This is a genomic window from Agrobacterium sp. LR_9 (genome assembly GCF_041954855.1).
GTDB lineage: Bacteria > Pseudomonadota > Alphaproteobacteria > Rhizobiales > Rhizobiaceae > Agrobacterium > Agrobacterium leguminum.
On record NZ_JAVAYA010000026.1, the window covers coordinates 20,733 to 44,828 of the forward strand.

At 61.2% G+C, this 24,096-nt stretch carries 22 protein-coding genes; 5 read left to right on the top strand and 17 right to left on the bottom strand.

All coding sequences use genetic code 11. The features are described from left to right. Window positions 1–3: 3 nt before the first annotated feature. Window positions 4–357 carry a DUF1304 domain-containing protein gene (locus RAC79_RS22020; RefSeq protein ID WP_078052716.1) on the bottom strand — a complete coding sequence of 118 codons (354 nt, stop codon included), beginning with the start codon at window positions 355–357 and terminating at the stop codon, window positions 4–6. A 228-nt stretch (window positions 358–585) separates the two neighbouring features. Here RAC79_RS22020 and RAC79_RS22025 point away from each other — a divergent pair, with 228 nt between their 5' ends. The 3 genes from RAC79_RS22025 to RAC79_RS22035 are packed head-to-tail and all read left to right on the top strand — an operon-like array spanning window position 586 to window position 6,054. Then, complete coding sequence (locus tag RAC79_RS22025; protein ID WP_125146298.1) at window positions 586–1,350, top strand: ImuA family protein; 765 nt, start codon at window positions 586–588, stop codon at window positions 1,348–1,350. Continuing rightward, window positions 1,265–2,782 (top strand): DNA polymerase Y family protein, encoded by a 1,518-nt coding sequence (locus RAC79_RS22030; RefSeq protein WP_174039859.1) that lies wholly within the window; start codon window positions 1,265–1,267, stop codon window positions 2,780–2,782. The genes RAC79_RS22025 and RAC79_RS22030 overlap by 86 nt, the downstream gene beginning before the upstream one ends. Next, entirely contained in the window at window positions 2,779–6,054 is a 3,276-nt protein-coding gene (locus RAC79_RS22035; RefSeq protein ID WP_174039858.1) for an error-prone DNA polymerase, read from the top strand. Before RAC79_RS22030 ends, RAC79_RS22035 begins: the two co-directional genes overlap by 4 nt. Before the next feature lie 9 nt (window positions 6,055–6,063). Here RAC79_RS22035 and RAC79_RS22040 read toward each other — a convergent pair whose 3' ends face one another. Next, complete coding sequence (locus RAC79_RS22040) at window positions 6,064–7,002, bottom strand: AraC family transcriptional regulator (RefSeq protein ID WP_020809454.1); 939 nt, start codon at window positions 7,000–7,002, stop codon at window positions 6,064–6,066. Between the two features lie 182 nt (window positions 7,003–7,184). On the opposite strand from RAC79_RS22040, the gene RAC79_RS22045 reads away from it, so the two are divergent. Then, complete coding sequence (locus RAC79_RS22045) at window positions 7,185–8,402, top strand: MFS transporter (RefSeq protein ID WP_035239784.1); 1,218 nt, start codon at window positions 7,185–7,187, stop codon at window positions 8,400–8,402. 46 nt (window positions 8,403–8,448) lie between these two features. Here RAC79_RS22045 and RAC79_RS22050 read toward each other — a convergent pair whose 3' ends face one another. The 5 genes from RAC79_RS22050 to ytfQ all read right to left on the bottom strand — a co-directional run bounded on the left by RAC79_RS22050 (window position 8,449) and on the right by ytfQ (window position 13,780). Then, window positions 8,449–9,183, bottom strand: a complete 735-nt coding sequence (locus RAC79_RS22050) for a FadR/GntR family transcriptional regulator (RefSeq protein ID WP_003523755.1) — start codon at window positions 9,181–9,183, stop codon at window positions 8,449–8,451. 18 nt (window positions 9,184–9,201) lie between these two features. Further along, entirely contained in the window at window positions 9,202–10,182 is a 981-nt protein-coding gene (gene yjfF, locus RAC79_RS22055; protein WP_080857224.1) for a galactofuranose ABC transporter, permease protein YjfF, read from the bottom strand. After that, on the bottom strand, window positions 10,179–11,222 hold the full coding sequence (locus tag RAC79_RS22060; protein ID WP_161987805.1) for an ABC transporter permease: 1,044 nt from the start codon (window positions 11,220–11,222) through the stop codon (window positions 10,179–10,181). Before RAC79_RS22060 ends, yjfF begins: the two co-directional genes overlap by 4 nt. Beyond that, entirely contained in the window at window positions 11,222–12,745 is a 1,524-nt protein-coding gene (locus RAC79_RS22065; protein ID WP_174036757.1) for a sugar ABC transporter ATP-binding protein, read from the bottom strand. Before RAC79_RS22065 ends, RAC79_RS22060 begins: the two co-directional genes overlap by 1 nt. A gap of 75 nt (window positions 12,746–12,820) precedes the next feature. Next, a complete protein-coding gene (gene ytfQ / locus RAC79_RS22070) occupies window positions 12,821–13,780 on the bottom strand; it encodes a galactofuranose ABC transporter, galactofuranose-binding protein YtfQ (RefSeq protein WP_065655501.1) in 960 nt (319 codons plus the stop codon). A 522-nt stretch (window positions 13,781–14,302) separates the two neighbouring features. Between ytfQ and RAC79_RS22075 the strand changes: the two genes are divergently transcribed. Continuing rightward, the gene (locus RAC79_RS22075) at window positions 14,303–16,123 is read left to right on the top strand and encodes an IlvD/Edd family dehydratase (protein WP_174039857.1); all 1,821 of its coding nucleotides are present in this window, start codon (window positions 14,303–14,305) and stop codon (window positions 16,121–16,123) included. A gap of 124 nt (window positions 16,124–16,247) precedes the next feature. Here RAC79_RS22075 and RAC79_RS22080 read toward each other — a convergent pair whose 3' ends face one another. The 10 genes from RAC79_RS22080 to RAC79_RS22125 form a co-directional block, all read right to left on the bottom strand. Then, complete coding sequence (locus RAC79_RS22080; protein ID WP_236781174.1) at window positions 16,248–16,472, bottom strand: hypothetical protein; 225 nt, start codon at window positions 16,470–16,472, stop codon at window positions 16,248–16,250. A 56-nt stretch (window positions 16,473–16,528) separates the two neighbouring features. Next, complete coding sequence (locus tag RAC79_RS22085) at window positions 16,529–16,933, bottom strand: VOC family protein (protein WP_003523747.1); 405 nt, start codon at window positions 16,931–16,933, stop codon at window positions 16,529–16,531. A 14-nt stretch (window positions 16,934–16,947) separates the two neighbouring features. Continuing rightward, window positions 16,948–17,430 carry a helix-turn-helix domain-containing protein gene (locus tag RAC79_RS22090; protein ID WP_125146291.1) on the bottom strand — a complete coding sequence of 161 codons (483 nt, stop codon included), beginning with the start codon at window positions 17,428–17,430 and terminating at the stop codon, window positions 16,948–16,950. A 66-nt stretch (window positions 17,431–17,496) separates the two neighbouring features. After that, on the bottom strand, window positions 17,497–17,685 hold the full coding sequence (locus RAC79_RS22095; RefSeq protein ID WP_003506556.1) for a hypothetical protein: 189 nt from the start codon (window positions 17,683–17,685) through the stop codon (window positions 17,497–17,499). A 164-nt stretch (window positions 17,686–17,849) separates the two neighbouring features. After that, entirely contained in the window at window positions 17,850–18,968 is a 1,119-nt protein-coding gene (locus RAC79_RS22100; RefSeq protein WP_142844578.1) for an alanine--glyoxylate aminotransferase family protein, read from the bottom strand. A 9-nt stretch (window positions 18,969–18,977) separates the two neighbouring features. Then, window positions 18,978–19,757, bottom strand: a complete 780-nt coding sequence (locus RAC79_RS22105; protein WP_142844577.1) for an ABC transporter ATP-binding protein — start codon at window positions 19,755–19,757, stop codon at window positions 18,978–18,980. Continuing rightward, window positions 19,754–20,557, bottom strand: a complete 804-nt coding sequence (locus tag RAC79_RS22110) for an ABC transporter ATP-binding protein (protein ID WP_142844576.1) — start codon at window positions 20,555–20,557, stop codon at window positions 19,754–19,756. Before RAC79_RS22110 ends, RAC79_RS22105 begins: the two co-directional genes overlap by 4 nt. Further along, window positions 20,554–21,384, bottom strand: coding sequence for an ABC transporter permease (locus RAC79_RS22115; protein WP_174039856.1), 831 nt, complete (start codon window positions 21,382–21,384; stop codon window positions 20,554–20,556). The genes RAC79_RS22110 and RAC79_RS22115 overlap by 4 nt, the downstream gene beginning before the upstream one ends. Then, window positions 21,381–22,370 (bottom strand): ABC transporter permease, encoded by a 990-nt coding sequence (locus RAC79_RS22120; protein ID WP_174039855.1) that lies wholly within the window; start codon window positions 22,368–22,370, stop codon window positions 21,381–21,383. Before RAC79_RS22120 ends, RAC79_RS22115 begins: the two co-directional genes overlap by 4 nt. A gap of 9 nt (window positions 22,371–22,379) precedes the next feature. Beyond that, entirely contained in the window at window positions 22,380–23,990 is a 1,611-nt protein-coding gene (locus tag RAC79_RS22125) for an ABC transporter substrate-binding protein (RefSeq protein ID WP_174039854.1), read from the bottom strand. Window positions 23,991–24,096 lie beyond the last annotated feature (106 nt).

Below are 24,096 nucleotides of genomic sequence, written 5' to 3' on the forward strand. Positions count from 1 at the left end.
GGTTCATGCTCCGATCCAAAGGAAGCCGAGCGCGAACAATGCCGGCAATGCCTGAATGAACAGGATCTTCATATTGGCGGTGATGGCGCCGAAAATACCGGCCACCAGAACGCAGGTCAGGAAGAAAACCTTGAAGCTCAGCCCTTCATCGCCCTGCATCAGCCCATAGATCAGCCCCGCTGCGAGAAAACCGTTATACAGTCCCTGATTGGCGGCCAGTACTTTCGTCTGCCGGGCAAAATCCGCCGAAAGACCGAAGGCCTTTCGGCCAGCTGGTTTTTCCCACAGCAGCATTTCCAGAATGACGATGTAAATATGGATGGCCGCAACCACGGCAATCAGAATGCTGGCGATCATCGGCGGTTTCCTCCAAACCATGATGTCCGTTGCCGGCGGCTGTCAGGGTAAAACAGGCGGCGAGCGGACAATTCCGTTTTAACGGCAGGGCAGAGGGCCGCAAGGCCAGAATCCTCTCTTCCCGTGCAAACTGTTGAAGACCGGCAGCCTATTGCTTGACTCTTTGCTGAAATAGGAACAAAACAGGAACAATAAAGATGAATAACCGGAATTGAAACCTGTCATGCCATGCAAAAGCGCGCGGATCAGTTGCTCGTTGTCGAAGAGCTGCGTGAAAGGCTGGAAAGGATCGGTAACGGCGCTCCGCGCCTGCACGAGACCTTGCCTTTCGGCGTGGATGCCATCGACCATCGCCTGCCGGGAGGCGGGCTGAAGCTCGGTTGCCTGCATGAGGTGAGCGGCGGCGGCAATGGCGCTGCCGATGGCGCGGCGGCCGCCCTTTTTGCGGCCGGTGTGGCGGCACGGCTTTCCGGCAAGGTTTTATGGTGTGTCACCCGCCGGGATCTGTTCATGCCGGGGCTGACGCAGGCCGGCCTGTCGCAGAACCGGGTCATCATCGTTGAATGCCGCGATGAGAAAGGTGTGCTCGACTGTTTCGAGGAGGGCTTACGCTGCAACGGTTTCGGCGCGGTGATGGGCGAGCTGGCGAAGTTGCCGATGAATGCCTCGCGGCGGCTGCAACTGGCGGCGGAAACCTCCGGTGTTACCGGCATCGCCATTCGTCGCTTCCGGCGTGCGGCCGATGCGGCGCTGTTCGGCGAGCCGACGGCAGCGATGACCCGCTGGCGCATCTCCGTCCGACCCTCATCCCCCTTGCCGGTACCGGGGGTGGGCAGGCCGCGCTGGTTTCTGGAACTTTTGCGATGTCGCGGCGGCGAAAGTGCCGAATTTGAAGTGGAAGCCTGTGATGCAAAGGGTCGTCTCGCTCTACCTGCCGACATGGCCGACGGATCGTTTCCGGCGTCTTTCGGGCAAGGACGCGCCGCCGGTTGAAAAGCCGCTGGTCATGATTGGCCGCCAGGGCAGCCGCCGGCTGGTGCTGGCGCTCGACAAGGCGGCAAAGGCGGCGGGCATCCGGCCGGGCACGCCGGTCAGCAAGGCGCAGGCGCTGGTGCCGGGCCTTATCGTGGAAGATCTGGATGCCAATGGAGATTCCCGCGCCCTGCAACAGCTGGCTTTTCATTTCCTGCGCATCTATGCCCCCATCGTCGCCGCCGACCCGCCGGACGGGCTGGTGCTGGACACGGCGGGGGCGGACCATCTGCACGGCAATGAGGCGCTGATGCTGAGCGGCATGGTCAACCGCCTTCATGCCGCCGGCTTTAGCGCCCGCGCCGCCATTGCCGATAGCTGGGGAGCGGCCCATGCGCTGGCGCGTTTTGGCCGTGAGGCGATCAGCATCGTGCCGCCGGGCGGTCAGCGGGTGGCGGTCAGCGGCTTGCCGCTTGCCGCGCTCAGGCTGGAAGAGCGTATTGTGTCCGAGTTGAAGGTGCTCGGTTTCCGCAGCATCGGCGAGCTGGCCGAAGCACAGCGTGCGCCGCTCACCCTGCGTTTCGGCCCCGAACTCGTGCGCCGTCTTTCTCAGGCTTTGGGGGAGATCGGTGAACCCATCGAACCGGTGCGCGTGGCCGAGCTGGTGGAGGTGCGGCGCGCCTTTCCCGAACCCATTGCAGCGGCGGAGACGATTGCCCGTTATACGCAAAAACTGGTTGCGGAGCTTTGTGTCGCGCTGGAAAAGCGCGGCCTCGGCGCTCGCCGTGTCGATCTGGTGCTGCACCGGGTCGATAGCGGCCTGCAGGCGGTGCGGGCCGGCACCTCCAGACCGGTGCGCGATGTCAAACAGCTTGTCCGGCTTTTGACCGACCGGATCGACACCATCGATCCCGGTTTCGGCATCGAGATGATGGTGCTGACCGCCACCCATGCCGAGCCGCTTGTCGCCGCGCAGGCCCGATCCTCGCTTCTGGAGGAAGGCCGTGCGGACATCGCCGATACGGTCGATGTCATTCTCAATCGCGGCCACCGGGTCTATCGTTATGCGGCGGTGGCAAGCGATGTGCCGGAACGCTCCGTTGCCCGGGTTGCGGCGCTGGCACCTGAGGATAGGCTCGGCTGGCCCGGCCACTGGCCGCGCCCGGTCAGGCTTTTTGCAAGGCCGGAACCCATCGAAACGCTGGCGCTGCTGCCGGACCATCCGCCGCGTTATTTCCTCTGGAAAGGCGTGCGCCATAATGTCAGGCGCGCCGACGGGCCGGAGCGGGTGTTCGGCGAATGGTGGAAACGCGACCGGGAAAAGGCCGCCGTGCGCGATTATTTTACGGTGGAAAATGAAAGCGGCGAGCGCTTCTGGATTTTCCGCTCCGGCGATGGCGAACATATCGAGACTGGTTCTCAGGGCTGGTTCATTCACGGGGTCTTCGCATGAGCGCGCCGCGTTATGCCGAACTTCAGGTGACCACGCATTTTTCCTTCCTGCGGGGTGCAAGCTCCTGCGATGAGCTTTTCGAACAGGCCAAAAGACTCGGCATCAAGGCGCTTGGTATCGTGGACCGCAACAGCCTTGCGGGCATTCCCCGCGCTTACGAAGCCGCCAATAATCATGGCATCCGCCTTGTCATCGGCTGCCGGCTCGATCTGGATGACGATCTTTCCGTGCTCGTTTATCCCATGGATCGGCCCGCTTACGGGCGGCTCTGCCGGCTGCTTTCCGTCGGCAAGAAAAGAGGCGGCAAGGGCAAGTGCCGGCTGGCATGGGACGATCTCGTCGCCTACGGCGAAGGCCTGATCGTGGTGCTGCTCGCCGATCTGGCCGACGATCTATGCGCGCTTCGCCTGCGCCGGCTGAAGACAGCTTTTGCGGACCGGGCCTATATGGCGCTTAGCCTCAGAAGACGCCCCAACGACCAGATGCGGCTTTTCGAACTGTCAGCTATGGCCGAAGCGGCTGGTGTGCCGACTGTTGTCACCAATGACGTGCTTTTTCATGTGCCGGAACGGCGCATGCTGCAAGATGTCGTCACCTGCATAAGGCACAATTGCACCATCGACGAGGCTGGTTTCCGGCGCGAGCGGCATGCCGACCGCTATATGAAGCCGCCGGAGGAAATGCACCGGCTGTTTGCCCGTTACCCCGAGGCGCTGGCCCGCAGTCTCGAAATTACGAAACGCTGCAAATTTTCGCTGAAGGAACTGGTCTACCAATATCCCGAGGAGCGCAGCATGCCGGGGCTGACGGCGCAGCAGGCGCTGGAGAAGATGGTTTGGGAGAGGGTGCCGGTGCGGTATCCCGAGGGCTTGCCGGAGAAGGTGGAAAAGGCGCTGCATCATGAGCTGGGGCTAATAGGCCGGCTGGAATATGCCCCCTATTTTCTGACGGTGAACGCCATCGTCCAATTTGCGCGCAGGAAGGATATTCTCTGCCAGGGACGCGGCTCGGCGGCCAATTCGGTTGTGTGCTACGTGCTCGGCATAACCGCCATCGATCCTGTAAAGGTTGATCTCCTGTTCGAACGCTTCGTCTCGGAAGAACGGCGCGAACCACCTGATATCGACGTGGATTTCGAACATCAGCGGCGTGAGGAGGTCATCCAGTGGGTTTATGACACCTATGGTCGGGACAAGGCTGCGCTTTGTTCGGTCGTTACCCGTTATCGCGGGCGTGGGGCGTTGCGGGATGTCGGTAAGGTTCTGGGGTTACCGGAAGATTTGACCAAACTTCTCTCCTCGCAAGTGTGGCGGTGGAGCGAGGGGGTCGGCGAAAAGCAGGTGAAAGAGTTGAACCTCAATATGGAGGACCGCCGCCTGCAACTTGCCTTTGAACTTGCCAATCAGCTTGTCGGCACGCCACGTCACCACAGCCAGCATCCGGGCGGCTTTGTTCTGACCCATGACCGGCTGGACGAGCTGGTGCCAATCGAACCCGCCGCCATGGATGATCGCCAGATCATCGAATGGGATAAGGATGATATTGATATTGTGAAGTTCATGAAGATGGACTGTCTGGCGCTCGGCATGCTTTCCTGCATGAAGCGAGGCTTCAATATGCTGGAGGAGCGTTATGGGAAGAAATATGATCTCACTTCCATGCCGGATGATGATCCCTCAACCTTCAAAATGATCCAGAGGGCCGATACGCTGGGCACCTTCCAGATCGAAAGTCGGGCGCAGATGTCGATGCTGCCACGTCTGAAACCGGCAAAATTCTACGACCTCGTCATACAGGTGGCCATTGTTCGTCCCGGCCCCATTCAGGGAGATATGGTGCATCCGTATCTGCGTCGCCGAGATGGAAAGGAAAAAGAGGATTATCCGAAGCCGGAGCTTAAAAATGTGCTGGGCAAGACGCTCGGCGTGCCCCTTTTCCAGGAACAGGCCATGCGCGTCGCCATCGAATGCGCCGGTTTCTCCCCCGGCAAGGCGGATCAGCTCCGCCGAGCCATGGCCACCTTCAAGAATGTCGGCACCATCTCGAAATTCAGGCAGGACCTGATCGACGGCATGGTAGAGCGCGAGTATGACAAAGAATTCGCCGAACGCATCTTCAAGCAGCTGGAAGGCTTCGGCAGTTATGGTTTCCCTGAAAGCCATGCGGCTTCCTTCGCGCTGATTGCTTATGCCTCCTCATGGCTGAAATGCCATCATCCCGATATTTTCTGTACGGCGCTTCTCAACTCGCAGCCCATGGGTTTTTACGCCCCGGCGCAGATTGTGCGTGATGCGCGTGATCATGGTGTCGAGGTGCGTCCGGTCTGCGTTAATAACAGCCGCTTCGATTGTACGCTGGAGCCTACTGGCAAGAAGAATGATGAGGGTGAGGAACGCTATGCCGTACGGCTTGGCCTGCGCATGGTGAAAGGGCTTTCCAATGACCATGCTGCAAAAATCGTCGCCGCCCGGCAGGATCGGCCTTTCGCCTCCGTCGACGATCTATGGCGAAGGGCGGGCGTTCCTGCCGCCGCCCTTGTCTGTCTCGCCGAAGCCGATGCCTTTTTGCCGTCGCTTTCGCTTGCCAGACGCGAAGCGCTCTGGGCCATCAAGGCTTTGCGGGATGAGCCGCTGCCGCTTTTCGCCGCCGCTGCCGTCAGGGAAGATGCCGTTATCGAAGAGCTTCAGGAGCCCTCCGTTGCGCTCAGGCCCATGACTGATGGTGGCGAGGTGGTGCAGGATTACGGTCATGTGGGGCTGACGCTGCGCGAACATCCCATGACCTTCCTGCGGCGCGATCTTTCCCGCCGCCGCATCGTCACCTGTGCGGAGGCGGTGCGCGTTCGGGATGGCACATGGCTGGAAACGGCGGGTCTGGTGCTGGTGCGCCAGCGTCCCGGCTCGGCAAAGGGCGTGATCTTCATGACGCTGGAGGACGAGACCGGCATTGCCAATGCTGTCCTTTGGGTCAAGACCTTCGAAAAATACCGGCGTGTGGTGCTGTCTGCCGGCATGGTAGGCATTTACGGCAAGATCCAGCGGGAAGGCGAGGTGGTGCATCTGGTCGCCCACCGGCTGACCGATTTGTCGGAAGCGCTGGCAAGTGTGGGTGAGCGCAACCGCGCCTTTCCCCTGCCGCATGGGCGCGGCGATGAGTTCCACCACGGCATGCCGCCGGAAGATCATCGCACCATTAGGAAACGCCCGCCGGCTACAGTCGATGATGAAGATGAGGTGGAGCGGATAAAGGTCATTTCCCGCAATTTCCACTGAGACACATTCTTATGCCGCATCCTCCAGCCCGGCCGTGTCCTTCCTGCGGAACTGGCTGGGCGGCGCGCCGAGCACGCGTTTGAAGGCGCGGCTGAAGGAGGCTTCGGAATCGTAACCGAGCTTTTCCGCCGCCAGCGTCACGCGCATGCCTTCGCGCAGCCACAGCCGCGCCTGATGCATGCGCACGCGCACCACATAACGGGCCGGGCTTTCGCCCACTATGCGGGTGAAACGTTCCGCGAAACTGGAGCGGGATGCGCCCATCAGCGAGGCAAGCTCCTCCACGCTCCAGTCCTTTTCGGGGTTGAGGTGGATGGCGGCCAGCACCCGCCCGAGTTCGGGATTGCGCACGGCGGCCAGCCAGCCGCTGGAATCGCCGCAGCCATATTCCACCCATGTGCGGATCAATGTTGCAGTCAGCACATCGGCAAGCCGTGCCAGAATGCCGCCCGCGCCCACGCGGTTCAGTTCCACCTCGCGCGTCATGGCTTCAAGCAGATGGGGGATAGCCGGGTCGCTTTTGGCCAGATCGCTGGTCAGCATCACATCCGGCATCAGCTGCAGCAGCGGGTGCAGATTGTCCATGTTGAAACGCATCGAGGCGGTAAAGGCGACGGTATCGCCGCCGGCGCTCGCGCATTCCATGTCGAAGATGCCCTGGCAGACTTCCTTCTTGCCGAAGCGGTCGAAAAGGGTGGGCTTCACATCCTCGCCGCTGCCCAGCACGTGGGCGTGCCCTCGCGGCAGAAGCACGGCGTCACCGCAGGTCAGCGTCAGCCATTCCCCGGAAGGTTTCTGCAATTTCGCCTGACCGACGCCGATGAAATGAAACCGCGCGGCTTCCTGTTCGGGAAAGGCCGTCGCCCAGGGTGTGGCCATGCGGCACCGGCCGTATTCGACACCATCGAGCCTCAGGCCACGCAACATTTCGGTCAGGGCATCATTCATGGCGCTCTCGCAAATTCGGATGTTTGGTTAAGGAATATGGATTTTCTAGCATGGAAACGCCGGGATGTCACGCATAGCTTATGCGCATCGATTTGCGGTTGTTGAACCGGACTCCCACCGGTTTCACCACTTTGTCTTTCCGTTTCAGGACGCATTCCGGGAATGCGCATCAGGAGATTTTCATGAACAACCGGACCATAAACGAGCTTGAATATGTGCCGCGCAAGACAGAGCCGGATGCGAAATGGGCAGCCGTGGTTTCGCTTTCGCTCGGCGTTTTCGGGCTGGTGACGGCGGAGTTCCTGCCGGTCAGCCTTCTCACGCCGCTTTCGGCCGATCTCGCCGTCAGCTCCGGCATTGCCGGTCAATCCATCACCGTTACGGCGCTGGTCGCGGCGGTCGCCGGCCCCGGCGTCGTCATAGGCACACGCAGCATCGACCGCCGCTGGACATTGCTTGGGCTGACCACGCTGCTGATCATTTCCAGCACGCTGGCCGCCTTCGCCAACGGTCTTTTCATGCTGTTCGCCTCGCGCGTCCTGCTCGGCATCGGCCTTGGCGGCTTCTGGGCCATGTCTGCGGCGCTGGCGCTGAGGCTGGTGCCGCTTGAGAAGATGCCGCGCGCCATGGCCATCATCCTGACAGGGGTTTCGGTCGCCACCGTCTGTGCAGCGCCGGTGGGCGCATGGATCGGCGCGACGCTTGGCTGGCGCTCGGCCTTTGTGGTTGCGGGTGCGCTCGGTGTCATCGCACTTTTCGTGCAATTGCTCACCGTTCCTTCGCTGCCGCCGGCTGGCGCACCCGGTCTTTCCACCATGTTCCGGCTGTTGCAGCGGCCGCAGGTTCGGATCGGCCTTCTGACGACGCTATTCATCGTTGCGGGTCACTTTGCCGGTTTCACCTATGTCCGTCCATTTCTGGAAGATGTGACGCTTCTTGGCGTCGAGGCGATTTCCCTCGTCCTTCTGGTTTATGGTGTCAGCGGCTTTTTCGGCAATCTTTTCGGCGGTTTCCTCTCCGAGAAAAACACGGCATGGGCAGTGACGTTCGCCGCGACTCTCATCGCGGCATCGGCTTCCGTTCTGGTCGTTGCGGGTGCGTCACCCCTGATTGCTGGCCTTGCCATCGCCTCCTGGGGTTTTGCCTTCGGTGCGCTCCCGGTCAGTGTGCAGAGCTTCATCACGCGGGCCGCTTCCGATGAGGCGGAAAGTGCTGGCGCGCTGCTGCTCACCACGTTCCAGATCGCCATTTCCAGCGGTGCGGTTCTGGGCGGCCTGTTGATCGATCTTCAGGGGGCGACGATGGTCTTCGTCTTCGTGGCGATTGCCGCCCTTCTCGGCGCATCGCTGATGGCGTCGCGCCGTGGCGTGGTGCCGCAGGTCGAGGCATCGCAGGGATAATTGGTTGGAGAAAACGGACCCGCATTCCTGCGGGTCTTACAACTCCTCAAACCGTCTTGATCGCCTTCTGCGTCCGGTCTTTACCGACCTCGATCACGTGGCGCATGGCTTTCACCGCCGCATCCGCGTCACGCGCCGCAATCGCATGCACGATGCGCAGATGATTGGACGCGATTTCGGCGATGGTGCCAGGCGAAGCGGCCGGCGACGAGAGCTGGAAGGAAATGGCAAGTGCTGCTTCGATCAGCCCGCTTGCCGAGCGCATGAAGGGATTGCCGGACATATGCGCCACGGCAAGGTGGAATTCGAGATCGACCTTGGCGATGCTTTCCGGCGTATGTTTCGGATTGTCGAATTTGGCGGCGATGACGTAAAGCGAAACGATATCGTCATTGGAGGCCTGCAGGGCCGCTGCCGCTGCCGCCGCCGGTTCCAGCGCCAGGCGGATCTCCGCCAGATGCGTGACGAATTCCTGGTCTATGCCGGCCTCGCAGCGCCAGCCCAGCACATCCGGATCGAAGAAGTTCCAGCTTGAGCGGTCGAGAACGCGGGTGCCGACCTTCGCCTTGGGTTCGACCAGCCGCTTGGCCGCCAGCGTCTTCATGGTTTCGCGCAGCACGGTGCGCGAGACGCCGAAGCGCATGGAAAGTTCCGCGTCATTGGGCAGCAGGGAGCCTTCCGCAATTCTGCCCGAGACGATGGCGCTGCCGAGTTCGGAGACCACATGGGCGTGGCTGTTCCGGCGTTTTCGCCCGCTTATCGTCGTTTCGAGCAGCCCCAAGCAAGCCTCCCTTGGCAATTATGCCGGATGCGGTCCGGCCAGTCTCCTGTTTGAATACCAGATGATTGCGCGCTGCAACACGATGAAGACGAAAAGCAGCACACCGATGACGATTTTCGTCCACCAGGAGGAAAGCGTCCCGTCAAAAACAATGTAGGTCTGGATCAAGCCCTGGATCAGAAGGCCGATGAAGGTTCCCGCCACCAGCCCCGTGCCGCCGGTCAAAAGCGTGCCGCCAATGACGACGGCGGCGATGGCGTCGAGTTCAACGCCCACCGTCGCCAGCGAATAACCTGACGAAGTGTAGAGCGTATAGACGATGCCGGCGAGGCCGGAGAGAAAGCCGGAAAGCGCATAGATGCCGATGGTCGTGGCCCCGATCGGCACGCCCATCAACTCGGCCGATTGCGGGTTGCCGCCGAGTGCATAGACATTGGCGCCGAAGCGGGTGCGGCTGGCGATCAGCATGCCGGCGGCGAAGACGAGAAGCATCAGCATGGCCAATGCCGTCAGCCTGCCGCCGCCTGGAAAGCGGAAATAAAAGCCCTGTATCGCATCGATGAACGGGTGGGAGATCGGCACCGACTGGGTGGAGATGAGGTAAGCCGCGCCGCGCGCCAGAAACATGCCCGCCAGCGTCACCACGAAGGGCGGGATCGACAGGAAGCGGATCATCGCCCCCATCAGGCAGCCGAACAATGTCGAGACAACCAGCACGATGGCGAAGGCCAGCAGCGGATGGATATTATAGGTGCCGACCATGACGGCGACGAAGACGCTGGTGAAGGCGATGACCGAACCGATGGAGAGATCGATGCCGCCAGACAGGATGACGAAAGTCATGCCGACCGCCGCGATGCCGAGAAAGGCGTTGTCGGTGAGAAGATTGCCGATCACCCGCGTGGAAAAGATCGCCGGATATTGCAGCACGCAGAGGAGATAGGCGATGACGAAGATCGTCAGCGTGGTGAGGAAGGGCAGATTGCGGCTGTGGATCATCGCGCGGTTCCTTCCTTGGTCATGCCATTGGTGGCCGCCGGTTTGGCGTGTGGCTTGGGCGCTTTCACGAAGCCAAGCACCGTCATGATCGCCGGCGATTGCAGCGTCAGCACTACCATGATGATGCCGGCCTTGATGATGAGGTTGAATTCCGGCGGAAAGCCCGAAACGAGAATGCCGGTATTGATGGTCTGGATGATGAGTGCGCCGATCAGCGAGGCGGTGATGGAGAAGCGCCCGCCATTCAGCGAGGTGCCGCCAATGACTACCGCCAATATGGCGTCCAGTTCCAGCCAAAGCCCGGCATTGTTGGCATCCGCGCCGCGAATATCGGCAGTCACGATCATGCCGGCGATGGCTGCGCAGAGGCCGGAAACCGCATAGACGAAGAACAGCAGGAAGCGCGCCCGTACCCCGGCAAGCGCTGCCGCGCGACGATTGATGCCGGTCGCCTCAATCAGGAAACCGAGCGCGCTCTTGCGCACCAGAAGGCCGATCGTGAGCGCCGCCGCCACCCAGATGATGACGGGCAGCGGAATGCCCGCGAACGAGCCGGAACCGATAGCGGAAAAGCTGTCATTGTTGAAGGTGAGAATGACGCCTTCGGTGATGAGCTGGGCGATGCCCCGCCCCGCCACCATCAGGATCAGAGTGGCGATGATCGGCTGTATGTCGAGAAGGGCGACGAGCACACCGTTCCACAGGCCACAGGCAATGCCCACCGCAAGCGAGATGACGATGACCGAGGGAATGGAATGGCCGTTGCTGATGAGCGTGGCCGCAACCGCGCCGCAGATGGCGATGACGGCGCCAATGGAAAGGTCGATGCCCTTGGTGGCGATGACCAGCGTCATGCCGATGGTTAAAAGCGCCACGGGTGCGGCGCGCACGAGAATATCCACCAGACTGCCATAGAGCCGGCCGTTCTGAAACGAGACATGCAGGAAACCCGGCGAAAGGATTGTAATCGCTGCCAGAATGATGAAGAGCGCGGCAAGCTGGGGAGCAAGCCTTTTTAGGCGTCGTGTCACAGCCACCATCACGCCGCCTCCGTTTTCGCCGCATCGGCAATCGCCCGCATGATATTGTCGGCGGTCACTTCGCCGCCCTTCAATTCGCTGACATGGCGGCGGTCGGAGAGCACGACCACACGATGGGCGACGGCGGTAAGCTCTTCCAGTTCGGAGGAGATGACGACGAGCGACATGCCCTCGCTGCAGAGTCTTTCTATCATTTTCAGGATTTCCGCATGCGCGCCAATATCGATGCCGCGTGTCGGCTCGTCGAGGATCAGCAGCCGGGGGTGGGTGGCGAGCCAGCGCGCCAGAATGGCCTTTTGCTGATTGCCGCCGGACAGGAATTTGATCGGCCGCTCGGGGTCGGCCGGGCGGATATCGAGCGACTTGATGAAGCTTTCGGCCAGTTCCGCCTTCTGCCGGCGCGAGAGTGGCCGTGCCCAGCCCTGCCGTGCCTGAAGCGCCAATGCAATATTATCTGTGACGGAAAAGTCGCCGATGATGCCGTCCGTCTTGCGCTCTTCCGGACAGAAGCCGAACCCGGCGGTAATGGCGGCTTCCGGCGAAGAAATCGCCACTGTCTGGCCGTCGATGACAGCCTTTCCGGTATCCGGCCGGTCGATGCCGAACAACAGGAAGGCTGTTTCCGTCCGGCCCGAACCCAGCAGCCCGGCGACGCCGACAATCTCTCCCGGCCGGATGCCGAGATCGAAAGGCGCGATGCTGCCGCGTTTGCCGTAACCTTCGAAACGGATCGGCGGTTCGCCCTCGGCAACCGTATCTTCGGTCGCCTGATGTTCATGGGTGATGTGCTGAAGCTCGCGGCCGAGCATCATCGAAATGAGTTCGGATCTCGGCAGGCTGCCAATGTCGCGGGTGCCGACGAGACGGCCGTTGCGCAGCACCGTCACCCGGTCGGCGATATCATAGACCTGATTGAGGAAGTGGGTGATGATGACGATGCCGATGCCGCGTGCGCGCAGGTTTCTCAAGACGCCAAACAGCATCTCGACCTCATGGGCATCAAGGCTGGCGGTCGGTTCGTCCAGCACCAGCACCTTGCCGGAAAGATCGACGGCGCGGGCAATGGCGATGATCTGCCGGATGGCGACGGAATAGCTGGAGAGAAGCGCGTTGACGTCGATGGACAACCCGTATTGGGCAAGCAGCGCCTGCGATTTCTTCTGCATCGTGCCGCGGTCGATCAGCCCGAAGCGGCGCGGCTGGCGGCCGAGAAACAGGTTTTCGGCAACCGTCAGGTTTTCGAGAAGGTTCACTTCCTGATAGACCGTGCCGATGCCCAGCGCCTGCGCCTCACCCACATTGGCGGGCGAAATCTCTGCGCCCTCCAGAAAGATCGAGCCGCTGTCGCGGTGATAAACGCCGGTCAGGATTTTGATGAGCGTCGATTTACCCGCGCCGTTTTCGCCGAGCAGGGCATGGATTTCACCATGTCCAAGCGAAAAATCGACGCCATCAAGCGCCGTGATCCCCAAAAAGGATTTGCCGATGGCGCGTGCTTCCAGAAGTGGTGCCGTTTCGGACATTGAGCAGGTTCCGCATGAAGAATGCCATGATGGAGCGGCACGAACGACGCGCCGCTCCTTCCGAAGAATGGGGTATCAGTAACCCAGACCCTTCTTCGCCTCGTAGACCTTCATCGGGTCGTCAGACGCCGTGTAGAGCTTGGATTCGGTCTGAATCCACTTCGGCGGGGCCTTCTTGTCCTTCAGGTAGGCTTCGAGCGCGTCGAAGGCAGGGCCGGCCATGTCAGGCGTCAGTTCGACGGTGGCGTTGGCTTCGCCGGCCGCCATGGCCTTGAAGATATCAGGCACGGCATCGATGGAAACGACCTTGATGTCGGTTCCGGGCTTGAGGCCAGCTTCTTTGATCGCCTGGATCGCGCCGACGGCCATGTCGTCATTGTGAGCGTAGACCGCACAGATATCCTTGCCGCCGCCTTCGGCCTTGATGAAGCTTTCCATCACTTCCTTGCCCTTGGTACGGGTGAAGTCACCCGTCTGCGAGCGTGCGATCTTGATGTTCTTGTGCGAGGCAATCGCCTCTTCGAAGCCCTTTTTGCGGTTAATGGCGGGCGAAGAGCCGGTCGTGCCCTGCAATTCAACGACCTTGCAGTCCTTGGAACCGACATCCTTGACCAGCCAGTCGCCGGCAACCTTGCCTTCATGAACCTGATCGGAGGTCACGGCGGTGAGGTAAAGATCGTCAGAAGCCTCGATCTGGCGGTCGAGCAGAATGACAGGGATATTTTCTTCCTTGGCTTCCTTCAGCACGGCGTCCCAGCCGGTTGCGACGACCGGAGCGATCAGGATCGCATCGACGCCCTGCGCGATGAAGCCGCGAACGGCCTTGATCTGATTTTCCTGCTTTTGCTGTGCGTCGGCGAATTTCAGCGTGACGCCGCGCTTCTCCGCCTGCTGCTTGGTGACGGTTGTTTCAGCCGCGCGCCAGCCGGATTCCGAACCGATCTGCGAGAAGCCGACGGTAAGCGATTGTGCGGAAACACTGGATGCAAGGCATGCGGAAACGGCGACAGTGAATGCCGCAAGAGCTTTTCTCATCTTATCCTCCCAGAGATGATGTCAGCGTGACGGCGACACTATGAGCATATAGTAATACTCTTGAAAAGTGGTTTTTTAGCCTTTTCGCAATTTGGCTTTCACGAACTGGGACAAAATTTTGTCATAAAATACAATAAATCAATGGTTTGGGCGGAAATAAATTTTACTCTTTCCCTGAATGAACACGCCAAAAATGGCCCGCGATGTGGCTTGACAGTCAATGACGGCATCTAATAGTAATATAAATAAAGATATCAGACTGAGGCGGAGTGCCGGGCCATCGGGCCAGACGCATTCCGGCAAGGCAGGGAGGAAGAGGCCGTTGCGCGACGCCGGTATCATCGTAAATGCCGAAAAATATTCGGCTAAAGCCGAAGAACAGCTCCAAATCACTCGTCTGGGGCTGCTCTGTCGGTTATGCGTGATCTCCGAAAGCTGATTCCATTTTCCTTGCGCACAACATAAGCTTGTCGCATTTCGTAATATTTTACCGTTGGCCACTTCCGGCTGGAGACCCGCATCATGACTACATCCGACAATCTTCCCGCAACCCAGAGCAAGGGAGGCAAGCTTCGCTCGCGCGCGTGGTTCGACAATCCCGCCAACGCGGATATGACCGCGCTTTATCTCGAGCGTTACATGAACTTCGGTCTCAGCCAGGCCGAGCTTCAGTCCGACCGCCCGATCATCGGCATTGCGCAGACCGGTTCGGACCTTTCGCCCTGCAACCGCCACCATCTGGAACTGGCGAACCGCCTGCGCGAAGGCATCCGTGAAGCGGGCGGCATCGCCATCGAATTCCCGGTGCATCCGATCCAGGAAACCGGCAAGCGCCCGACCGCCGGTCTCGACCGCAACCTTGCCTATCTCGGCCTCGTGGAAGTGCTTTACGGCTATCCGCTCGATGGCGTTGTCCTGACCATCGGCTGCGACAAGACCACGCCTGCCTGTCTTATGGCGGCGGCCACCGTCAACATTCCGGCCATCGCCCTTTCCGTCGGCCCCATGCTGAACGGCTGGTTCCGCGGCGAACGCACCGGTTCCGGCACCATCGTCTGGAAGGCGCGCGAACTGCTGGCGAAGGGCGAGATCGATTATCAGGGCTTCGTCAAGCTCGTCGCCTCGTCGGCTCCCTCCACCGGCTATTGCAACACCATGGGCACGGCGACGACCATGAACTCGCTTGCCGAAGCGCTCGGCATGCAGCTTCCGGGCTCCGCCGCCATCCCGGCGCCTTACCGTGACCGCCAGGAAGTTTCCTACCTCACCGGCCTGCGCATCGTTGAAATGGTCAAGGAAGACCTGAAGCCTTCCGATATCATGACCAAGGATGCCTTCATCAACGCCATCCGCGTCAACTCGGCCATCGGCGGCTCCACCAATGCGCCGATCCACCTGAACGGCCTCGCGCGTCACGTCGGCGTCGAGCTGACGGTGGATGACTGGCAGACCTATGGCGAAGACGTGCCACTGCTCGTCAACCTGCAGCCGGCCGGCGAATATCTCGGCGAAGATTATTACCATGCCGGCGGTGTTCCGGCTGTCGTCAATCAGCTGATGAACCAGGGACTGATCATGGAAGACGCCATGACGGTCAACGGCAAGACCATCGGCGAAAACTGCCGTGGCGCGATCATCGAGGACGAGAAGGTCATCCGTCCCTATGAGCAGCCGCTCAAGGAACGTGCCGGCTTCCGCGTCCTGCGCGGCAACCTGTTCTCCTCCGCCATCATGAAGACGAGCGTGATTTCGGAAGAGTTCCGCAACCGTTACCTCTCCAACCCGAACGATCCGGAAGCCTTCGAAGGCCGCGCCGTGGTGTTCGACGGTCCGGAGGACTACCATCACCGCATCGACGATCCGTCGCTGAAGATCGACGCCAACACCATCCTCTTCATGCGCGGCGCCGGTCCCATCGGTTATCCGGGTGCGGCGGAAGTGGTTAACATGCGCGCGCCCGATTATCTCCTGAAGGAAGGCGTCAATTCGCTGCCCTGCATCGGCGATGGTCGTCAGTCTGGCACGTCGGGCAGCCCGTCCATCCTCAACGCTTCGCCCGAAGCGGCGGCCGGCGGCGGTCTCGCCATCCTGCAGACGGGCGACCGCGTCCGCATCGACGTGGGCCGTGGCAAGGCGGATATCCTGATTTCCGGCGAGGAACTGGCCAAGCGTTACGAGGCGCTTTCCGCCGAGGGCGGTTACAAGTTCCCCGATCACCAGACGCCATGGCAGGAAATCCAGCGCGGTATCGTCAGCCAGATGGAAACCGGCGCGGTTCTGGAACCGGCCGTGAAGTATCAGCGCATCGCGCAGACCAAGGGCCTGCCGCGCGACAACCACTAAGACAAGGCAGTTTTTGCCGACCGCGTTTTAATCGGCCCCGGGGTAAAACCCGGGGCCGAAACATTTTGGATACCATGCTTCGCAACCGCGTGAACCGTGCGGGCGGCCGAAGAGCGCGATAGCCTCATTGCTTACCTGCCTGCTTCCCCGATGGGGCTGGCGGCTTTCCCAGATATGGCAGGAAGAACATGTAAAGCCCGCTGAGAACAAGCAAAGTCAACGGCACCAGCGGAGCATAAACGATCACTGGTGGCGTCGGGCCGAAGGCCATCGAAGCGAAGTTCGCCAGAATGGTGACAGTCAGCAGAATGCCCAGCCACCGATGGCCCTGCCTTATCCAGTTTCGCAAGATCAAAGTCGCCCCCAAGAAAAAACATCCATGATGGAATGTGACACATCGGCGCTTCAGCGGGCCTGAACGAGCTTCCAGCCATTGCCGGAAGGATCGCGGAAGCTCGCATCCACCGAGCCGTAGCGGGCGATCGGTTCCTGGGTGAATTCGACGCCGCGTTTGTGCATGGCGTCAAAGGCTTTCTGGCAATCCTCGACCACCAGAACCAGCGGCGGCATGGCGCCTTTGGCCACGGCTTCATTCAGATCCTGTGCCGTCGCTTCATCAACGGTCGGGGCCTGCGGCCGAAACAGGCCCAGCTGGAAATCCGGCTGGTCCGGGTGCTGCACGGTCAACCAGCGATAATCGCCGTTGCGTGCGTCCGTATGCAGACGAAATCCGACTTTTTCGACATAAAATTGCAGCGCTTCGTCCTGGTCATGAACATAAAGCCCGACAAGTTGAACACCATTTTTCATGAGCTATCTCCCTTTCACTCACCGTGCCTATCGCTTTCCGTTCGCCGGCGCTTCTCCGAAACTGCGATTGTGAGATGGGGACGATGCGCGGCGCTGACGAAGCAATGGGGAACCTGCTCAAGCTCGGCAGGCAAAAGCCGCATCCTGCGCCGCAATTCACTCGGGTTTTCCCCCGTCACGTCGCGGAAAACACGGCCGAACGTGCCGATGCTGTTCCAGCCGGTTTGCAGCGCGATGTCGATGATCGGAAGGTCCGTGTCACGCAACAGCGCCACGGCGCGCTCCACGCGTCGTGTTAGCAGATAGCGGTGAGGGGGTATGCCGAAAGCATCGCGAAACGATCTCGCGAAGTGCGCCTGCGAGGCGCCGCTGACGCTTGCAAGGCGTGAAACAGGCCACGCCTCATGGGGCGCCGCGTCCATATGATCCTTGGCCCGCAGAAGGCGGCGCAACAGTTGCAAGTCTCTGTTCGCAGAGTTCTTTTCGGGCCGGCGCATGCGGCAATCATTGAATGAACCCGCGGTCCTTGGCAAGGTTCATACCTGCAAGCCGCTGTGAGTGGCTCAGATCACCGGGTAAAGCGACCAGAAGAACAGTTCATATTCCTGATCGCGGTCGTCATCGTGCGACTCGTCATCGGGTCTGCGCGGTGTTTTGTCCTGAAACTCGGTCTCCACCCGCTCATTGACGACGGGCATCCTTCGGCCGATGCCAAAGAGGTCAAAGGAGAGCATGTTGAACCCTGCTACCATGGCCGTTTCCCTTCTTCACGCGAGTTAACGTAGCGTTAAGTTTCGCGCGTTGCCATGATTTCGTCAAGATTGGTCGAGGAATTTGTCTACCATTTTTAACAACAATGTCGTGACTGACATTCCAACGCTGCCGGATTTGGCGCAATGAACGTCTATTAGCGGCATTAAACGCCGTTCGCAGGGGCGTCAGAATAGGCTTTTTCAGTCGCTTCCAGTGCGGAATCGGTATCTGCGGCATGGCCGAGGCTCTTCAGGGCGCTGGAGAAGGCCGCGATATTGGCTTTTACTGCCTCCGGATGCGCCCTCAGACCGGTGTGATTGAGCCTTATCAGCCGTTCCGCGCCGGGGCCGACACCGGCGGAAATATCTGCGCCCTGCTTTTGGGATGCAGCAGCGAGGAACGCCTTTGCTTCCACGGTATCCGGCAGGATCGCCGTGGAAACGAGGGCGGAGGCGTGTGTCTCCTCCACCCAGGTCGGGATACCGAGCGCCCTGATGCCGTTCCGGGTGGCCGCCGCCGCTCTTTCATGACGTTCATTGGCCGATGCCAGACCTTCCGCCTCTATCCTGTCAAGGGCGGCCTCCAGCGCGTAAAATTCCAGCGGAGCAGGCGTTCCGGGCAGCGCGCCGCGGCCGGCATCGAGCCAGAGTTTTTTCTGGTCCAGAAGCGAGAGCATGGAGTTTTCCGGCGCCTCACCATGCGAAAGAAGCTCCCACGCTTTTTCACTGACGGAAATGGCGGAAATCCCGGCCGGGCCGGCCAGCGCCTTTTGCGGGCCGATCACGGCGATATCGATACCCAGCCGGTCGACCTCAAAGGCATGGCCGCCGATGGAGGCGACGGCATCGACGAGCGTGACGATACCCCTTTGCCGAGCAAGCGCGGCAATGGCGGGCAGGGGGTTGAGAATGCCGCTTGCCGATTCCGCATGGACGATGGCGAGAAGATCGAAGCCCGGACCCTCGTTCAGCGCCCGTTCCACCTCCTCCAGCGTGACCGGCTTTGCCGGGCTGGCGGTCAGGTTGCGCACCGTCGCGCCGCCTCTCGCGAGCCAGCCGCCGAACCATGCGCCATAGGGGCTGGTAACGATGTTGAGCGCTCTAAGACCCGGTCGGGCAAGGCTCGTCGCCGCCGCCTCAAGCGCCAGCACGGCTTCCGCCTGTATGAGAAGGACGTCGTTCCCCGTGCCCATCAAGGCTGCCAGCCGGTCGGCCAGAATGGCGTAATGCTCCGCGGGAAAGGCAGGTGGGTCGAGCAGCAATGCATAATCCGGAACGGGCATGTCTTTTCCTTACGTGGCAATGGTCAGGCGCGGTGCGGCGTCGATCAGGGTTCTGGCGGTCGAGGATTGCGGTGCCGAGACGATATTTCGCGTCCTGCCGATTTCAACGATCCGCCCCGCTTCCATGATGGCGACGCGGTGGCAGACGGCCCGGATGACCGCGAGATCATGGGAAACGAAAATACAGGAAACGGCCGTCTCCCGCTGTATTTCCACCAGCAGTTCGAGGATTTGCCGGCGAACCGAAACATCGAGCGCGGAGACGGCTTCGTCCAGAATGAGAAGCGACGGTTTGAGCGCAATCGCCCGTGCAATCGCGACACGCTGCCTTTGGCCGCCGGAAAGCTCGAAGACCGAGCGGCCGGCATAGCTGGCGGGCAGGCCGACGCGCTCGAGAAGGCGGTGTATTTCCGCCGCACGCTCGCGTCTTTTGACCATGTGATGAATGCGCAAGGGCTCGCCGATGGCATCCTCGACGCTGGCGCGCGGATTGAAGGCGCCATGCGTGTCCTGAAACACCATCTGCATATGCTGGCGGGCGGCGCGAAGGTGCCCGCTGCCCAGCGCCAGCCAGTCACGGCCTTTGAAATGGATCGTGCCTTCGTCGGCCGGGACCAGCCGCATCAGAATTCGCGCCAGTGTCGATTTCCCGCAGCCGGAGGGACCGGCAAGCCCCAGCGTCTCGCCGGGCTGAAGCGAAAAGGAAATGTCGGAAAGCGCCGCCACCGTTCTTGCGCCGGTGCGATAGGTTTTCGACAGTCCGTTGACGCTCAGAAGGGCCTCGTTCATGACGCGGCCTCGCTGATGAGCGGCGGGGTGGAGAGATCGAGATAGTCGGCAAGCAGCGCACGCGTATAGTCATGGCTGGGTGCGGAAAGCACCCGCCGCGTCGGGCCGTGTTCGACCAGCAGCCCCGCGCGGAGAACCGCGATCTCGTCGGCAAGGCTGGAAGCAAGGCCGATATCATGGGTGATGAAGACCAGCGTCTTGTTTTCCTGCCGCACCAGATCGGCCAGCAGCGTGGCGATGGCGGCCTGACTGACCGTATCGAGCGCGCTCGTGGCCTCGTCGGCAATCAGGATCGAAGGACTGGCGGCAATGGCGGCGGCGATCGCCACGCGCTGCCTCTGGCCGCCGGACAGCTGGTGCGGATAGGCGGCGAGCAGATGGGAGGGATGCGGCAGCCGCACCCGCTCTAGAAGATCGCGGGCAAGATCGCGCGCTTGCCTCCATGACAGGCCGAGATGCCGCACGGCGCCTTCCGCCACCTGTTCGCCGATGGTGAGAACCGGGTTGAGTGTCGCGCCGGTATCTTGAAAGATCGTGCCGATATCGCGCCCCGGCTGTGGCCTGCCGTGAAACAGGCCGCTATCGCGGCTCCAGGAAATATCGCCGGAAACCCGTGCATTGCCGGGAAGAAGACCGGCAATGGCTCTGCCGAGCGTGGATTTTCCCGAACCGCTTTCGCCGATGATCGCCAGCCTCTGCCCATGCCGGATCGTCAGCGAAACATTCTGCAAGGCCGGTGCATCGCCTGCCGCATAAAAAACGCTGAGATCGTCGATCCGGCACAGCGCATTTCCGCTCATGGCGCTTGCCTCCTTGTCGCCATCGCCCTGTTGATGCCTTCGCCGAGAAGATAAACGCCGAGAACGGTGATCAAAAGGCCGATGCCGGGGATGACGGACAAAAACGCGGCCGAGCGCAGGACGTTGCGTCCTTCGGCGATCATAGAACCCCAAGTGACGATATTGGGATCGCCAAGCCCGAGAAAGGACAGTGCCGCTTCTGTGAGGATGGCTGCCGCTACAATGATGGCGGCCAGCGCCAGAACCGGCGGCAGAGCGTTGGGCAGGATTTGCCGGAAGGCGATTTCCAGCGGATGCATGCCGATGGCGCGGGCGGATTGCACGTAGTCGCGCTCGCGGATGCTCAACACCTGCGCGCGCATCAGCCGCGCGGGATCCGCCCATGCGCCGAGCGCAATGGCGAGAATGACGATGGGCATGGAAGGGCCGATGGTGCTGACGAAGGCGAGCGCGAGCAGGAAATTCGGCACGATCTGGAAGGCGTCGGTGACGCGCATCAATGTTTCGTCCACGAGGCCGCCCGCAAAACCGGCGATGGTGCCGATGACGGTGCCGATCACCAGCGCGGCGGCGGCGGCACCCATGCCGACGAGCAGGGAGGCCTGCGCGCCATGGGCAAGCTCGGCCAGCACATTGCGGCCCAGCCGGTCGGTGCCCAGCGGCAGGGTGGCATCCGTAAACGGCGCGATCAGCGGTTCGCCGACAATGGCCAGCGGGTCGCCCGGAAAGAGGAGGGGGGCGGCAAGCGTCGCCACGGCAAGCAGCACCAGAATGATGGTGCCCGTGGCGCCTTCGAAACTGCGCAGCAGCCGGAGAGCGAAACTCATGCCTGTCGCTCCCCGCTGCCGATGCGCGGATCGAGAACGGCATAGACAATATCGAGGGCGAGATTGACCAGAATGACGAAGACGGCGCTTGTCAGAATAATGCCCATCAAAAGCGGCGTATCACGGCCGCTGACCGCCTCCTGCGCCAGCCGGCCGAAACCGGGAATGGCGAAGACGCTTTCGATCACCACGCTGCCGCCCAGCATGGTTGCAGCCTGCAGGCCGAGCACGGTGACAAGCGGAAGAGCGGCGTTGCGCGCGACATGGCGCAGCACGATCCGTCTCCTGGAAAGTCCCTTGGATTGAGCAAAAAGCACGAAATCCAGCGGCCAGACCGCCGCCATGGCAGTGCGCATGACGCGCAGGAAAAGCGCGAGATAAATGAGGCCGAGACTGGCGACCGGCAGCACGAGATGGCGGGCAATATCGAATGCCCTTGCAAATCCCTGCTTGCCCGAGGCGATGGTTTCGATGCCTGAGGTGGGCAGCCATTTGAGTTGAACGGCAAAGACGATGGCCAGCACGAGGCCGAGCCAGAAGCCGGGCGTGGCGTAAAGCGCCAGCGAAAGCGTTGAAAGCACGCGATCCGTCAGCCCTCCGGGACGCGCGCCAGCCACAATACCAAGCCCGGTGCCGAGGATGAAGGCGAATGCGGTGGCGCTGCCCATCAGGAGAAGCGTGTTCGGCAGCCGCTCGAGGATCAGCCCCAGCACCGGCCGGTCGAAGGCAAGCGACCAGCCGAGATCGAGCCGCAGCACCGAGCTGGCATAGAGCCAGAAACGGGCCAGCACCGAACCGTTCAGGCCATATTGCTCGCGCAACACATCCCTGAGCCCGGCATCGCCGCCGCCGATGGAGACGAGATAGGCGTCCACCGCGTCTCCGGATGCATTTTCAAGCAGTACGAAAGTGAAGATGAGAACGATCAGCAGCACCGGAATGGCGCTGACTGCCCTTCGCTTCAGCAATGTTACTGCACGCTTCACGATGCGTCCTTACGTATCGACCGCCGTATCCGCCCAGTTGGAAACGGCCCAGCGGGGATTGCTGGCGACATGTTTGACGGTATCGCGCGCCACCGTGATGAAGCCCCATTCGGCAACGTTGATCAGCGGCAGATCGGCGGCGACCTGCTTCTGGAAATCCTTGTAAAGCGCCGTGCGCGCGGCGGTGTCGACCGTTATCGACGCCTTGTCGATCAATTCGTCCAGCGTCTTTTTCTCGTAACCGCCCTGATTGGAGAAGCCGACGCCCGCCGGAATGCCGGAACGCACGAGAATGGTGGTGGAAATTGCCGGGTCGCCGCGGAAGACCGGCGGCGCGATGGCGAGGTCGAAGGCATGATCGGTGTAGACCGCCTTCTGGTGAGCAGCTGAATCATTGTTGACCAACTCGGCATCGATGCCGATTTCCTGCAACGCCTGACGAAGATAGGAGCCGAACTGCCTGGTTTCGTTGAAATAGGGCGCCGGCAGAAGTTTCAGCGAGAAACGTGTTCCGTTCGGGCCGCGCGCATAACCCGCCTCGTCCAGCAGGGCATTGGCCTTGGCCACATCGAAATCATAGGTCTCGACATCGTCGGTGTAGAATTCAGGTGCGTTCTTCGGCACCGGGCCTGTGGATGCCGTGGCGTAACCGAGGAAGACCTTGTCGATGACGAATTTTTTGTCGATGGCGTGGGCGATGGCCTTTCTGACCTTGAGATCGGCAAGTTCCTTGCGGCGATGGTTGATTTCGACCACCAGCTGATAGGTCAGCGCCTCGTAACCATCGGCAATGACCTTGATGCCAGGCACCTTCGAGATGCGGTCGAGATCGGCCAGAGGCACGGCCGAAAAGGCGGCGAGCTGAATTTCCTCTGCTTCGAGCGCGGAAGCGGCGCCCGCCCGGTCCGGCAGGACGCGGTAGATGATCTCTTCGAGCTGCGGTTCGTCCTTGCCCCAGTAATTGGGATTGCGGGTCAGGCGATAATATTCGCCGGGCTTGTATTCGGCAAAGACGAAAGGCCCGGTGCCGACCGGCTTGGTATTGGCCGGGTTGGTGGCGATATCGGTGCCTTCATAAAGATGTTTCGGCACGACGCTGGTGACGACCGGCAGCGCGTTGCGGATGAGCTGGAAGGGCGTCGGCTTGGAAAAGCGGAAGATCGCCGTGTGTTCATCCGGCGTGTCCACCTTCTCGAGATTGGCGAAGACCAGCCGTCCGAGATTCTGCAGCGGCTTCCAGATGGAGAGCGCCGAAAAGGCGACATCCGCCGAGGTGAACGGCTTGCCGTCATGCCAGGACACGCCTTCGCGCAGTTTGAAAGTGGCGCTGAGACCGTCATCCGATCCCTGCCATTCGGTCGCAAGCCGCGGTGTGAGCCCATCCTTGCCATCGAAGGAGGCTTCGGCCAGCGGCTCGACGATCTTGCTGGCAATATAAAACACGCCGTTTGAGGCGACGATCGCCGGGTTGAGGTTCTTCGGCTCCGAATCGGCCGCGACGATCAGCCTTCCGCCTGGTGCCGCCTCCTGCGCGGCGGCGATGCCCGCCAAACCCGTGGTTGCGGCAAGAAGGAGTGACGTCTTGAGAAGCGAGCGGCGGGACAGGTGGACAGGCGACATGATTCACTCCGGAAACGAGGGCTGGGCGGGCCTTTCCACTTGGTCCGCGGCGGCCGATCTTAAGACTGCAACCTCGGCAGTGTCCACGTTAATTCGCGGGCTTTAC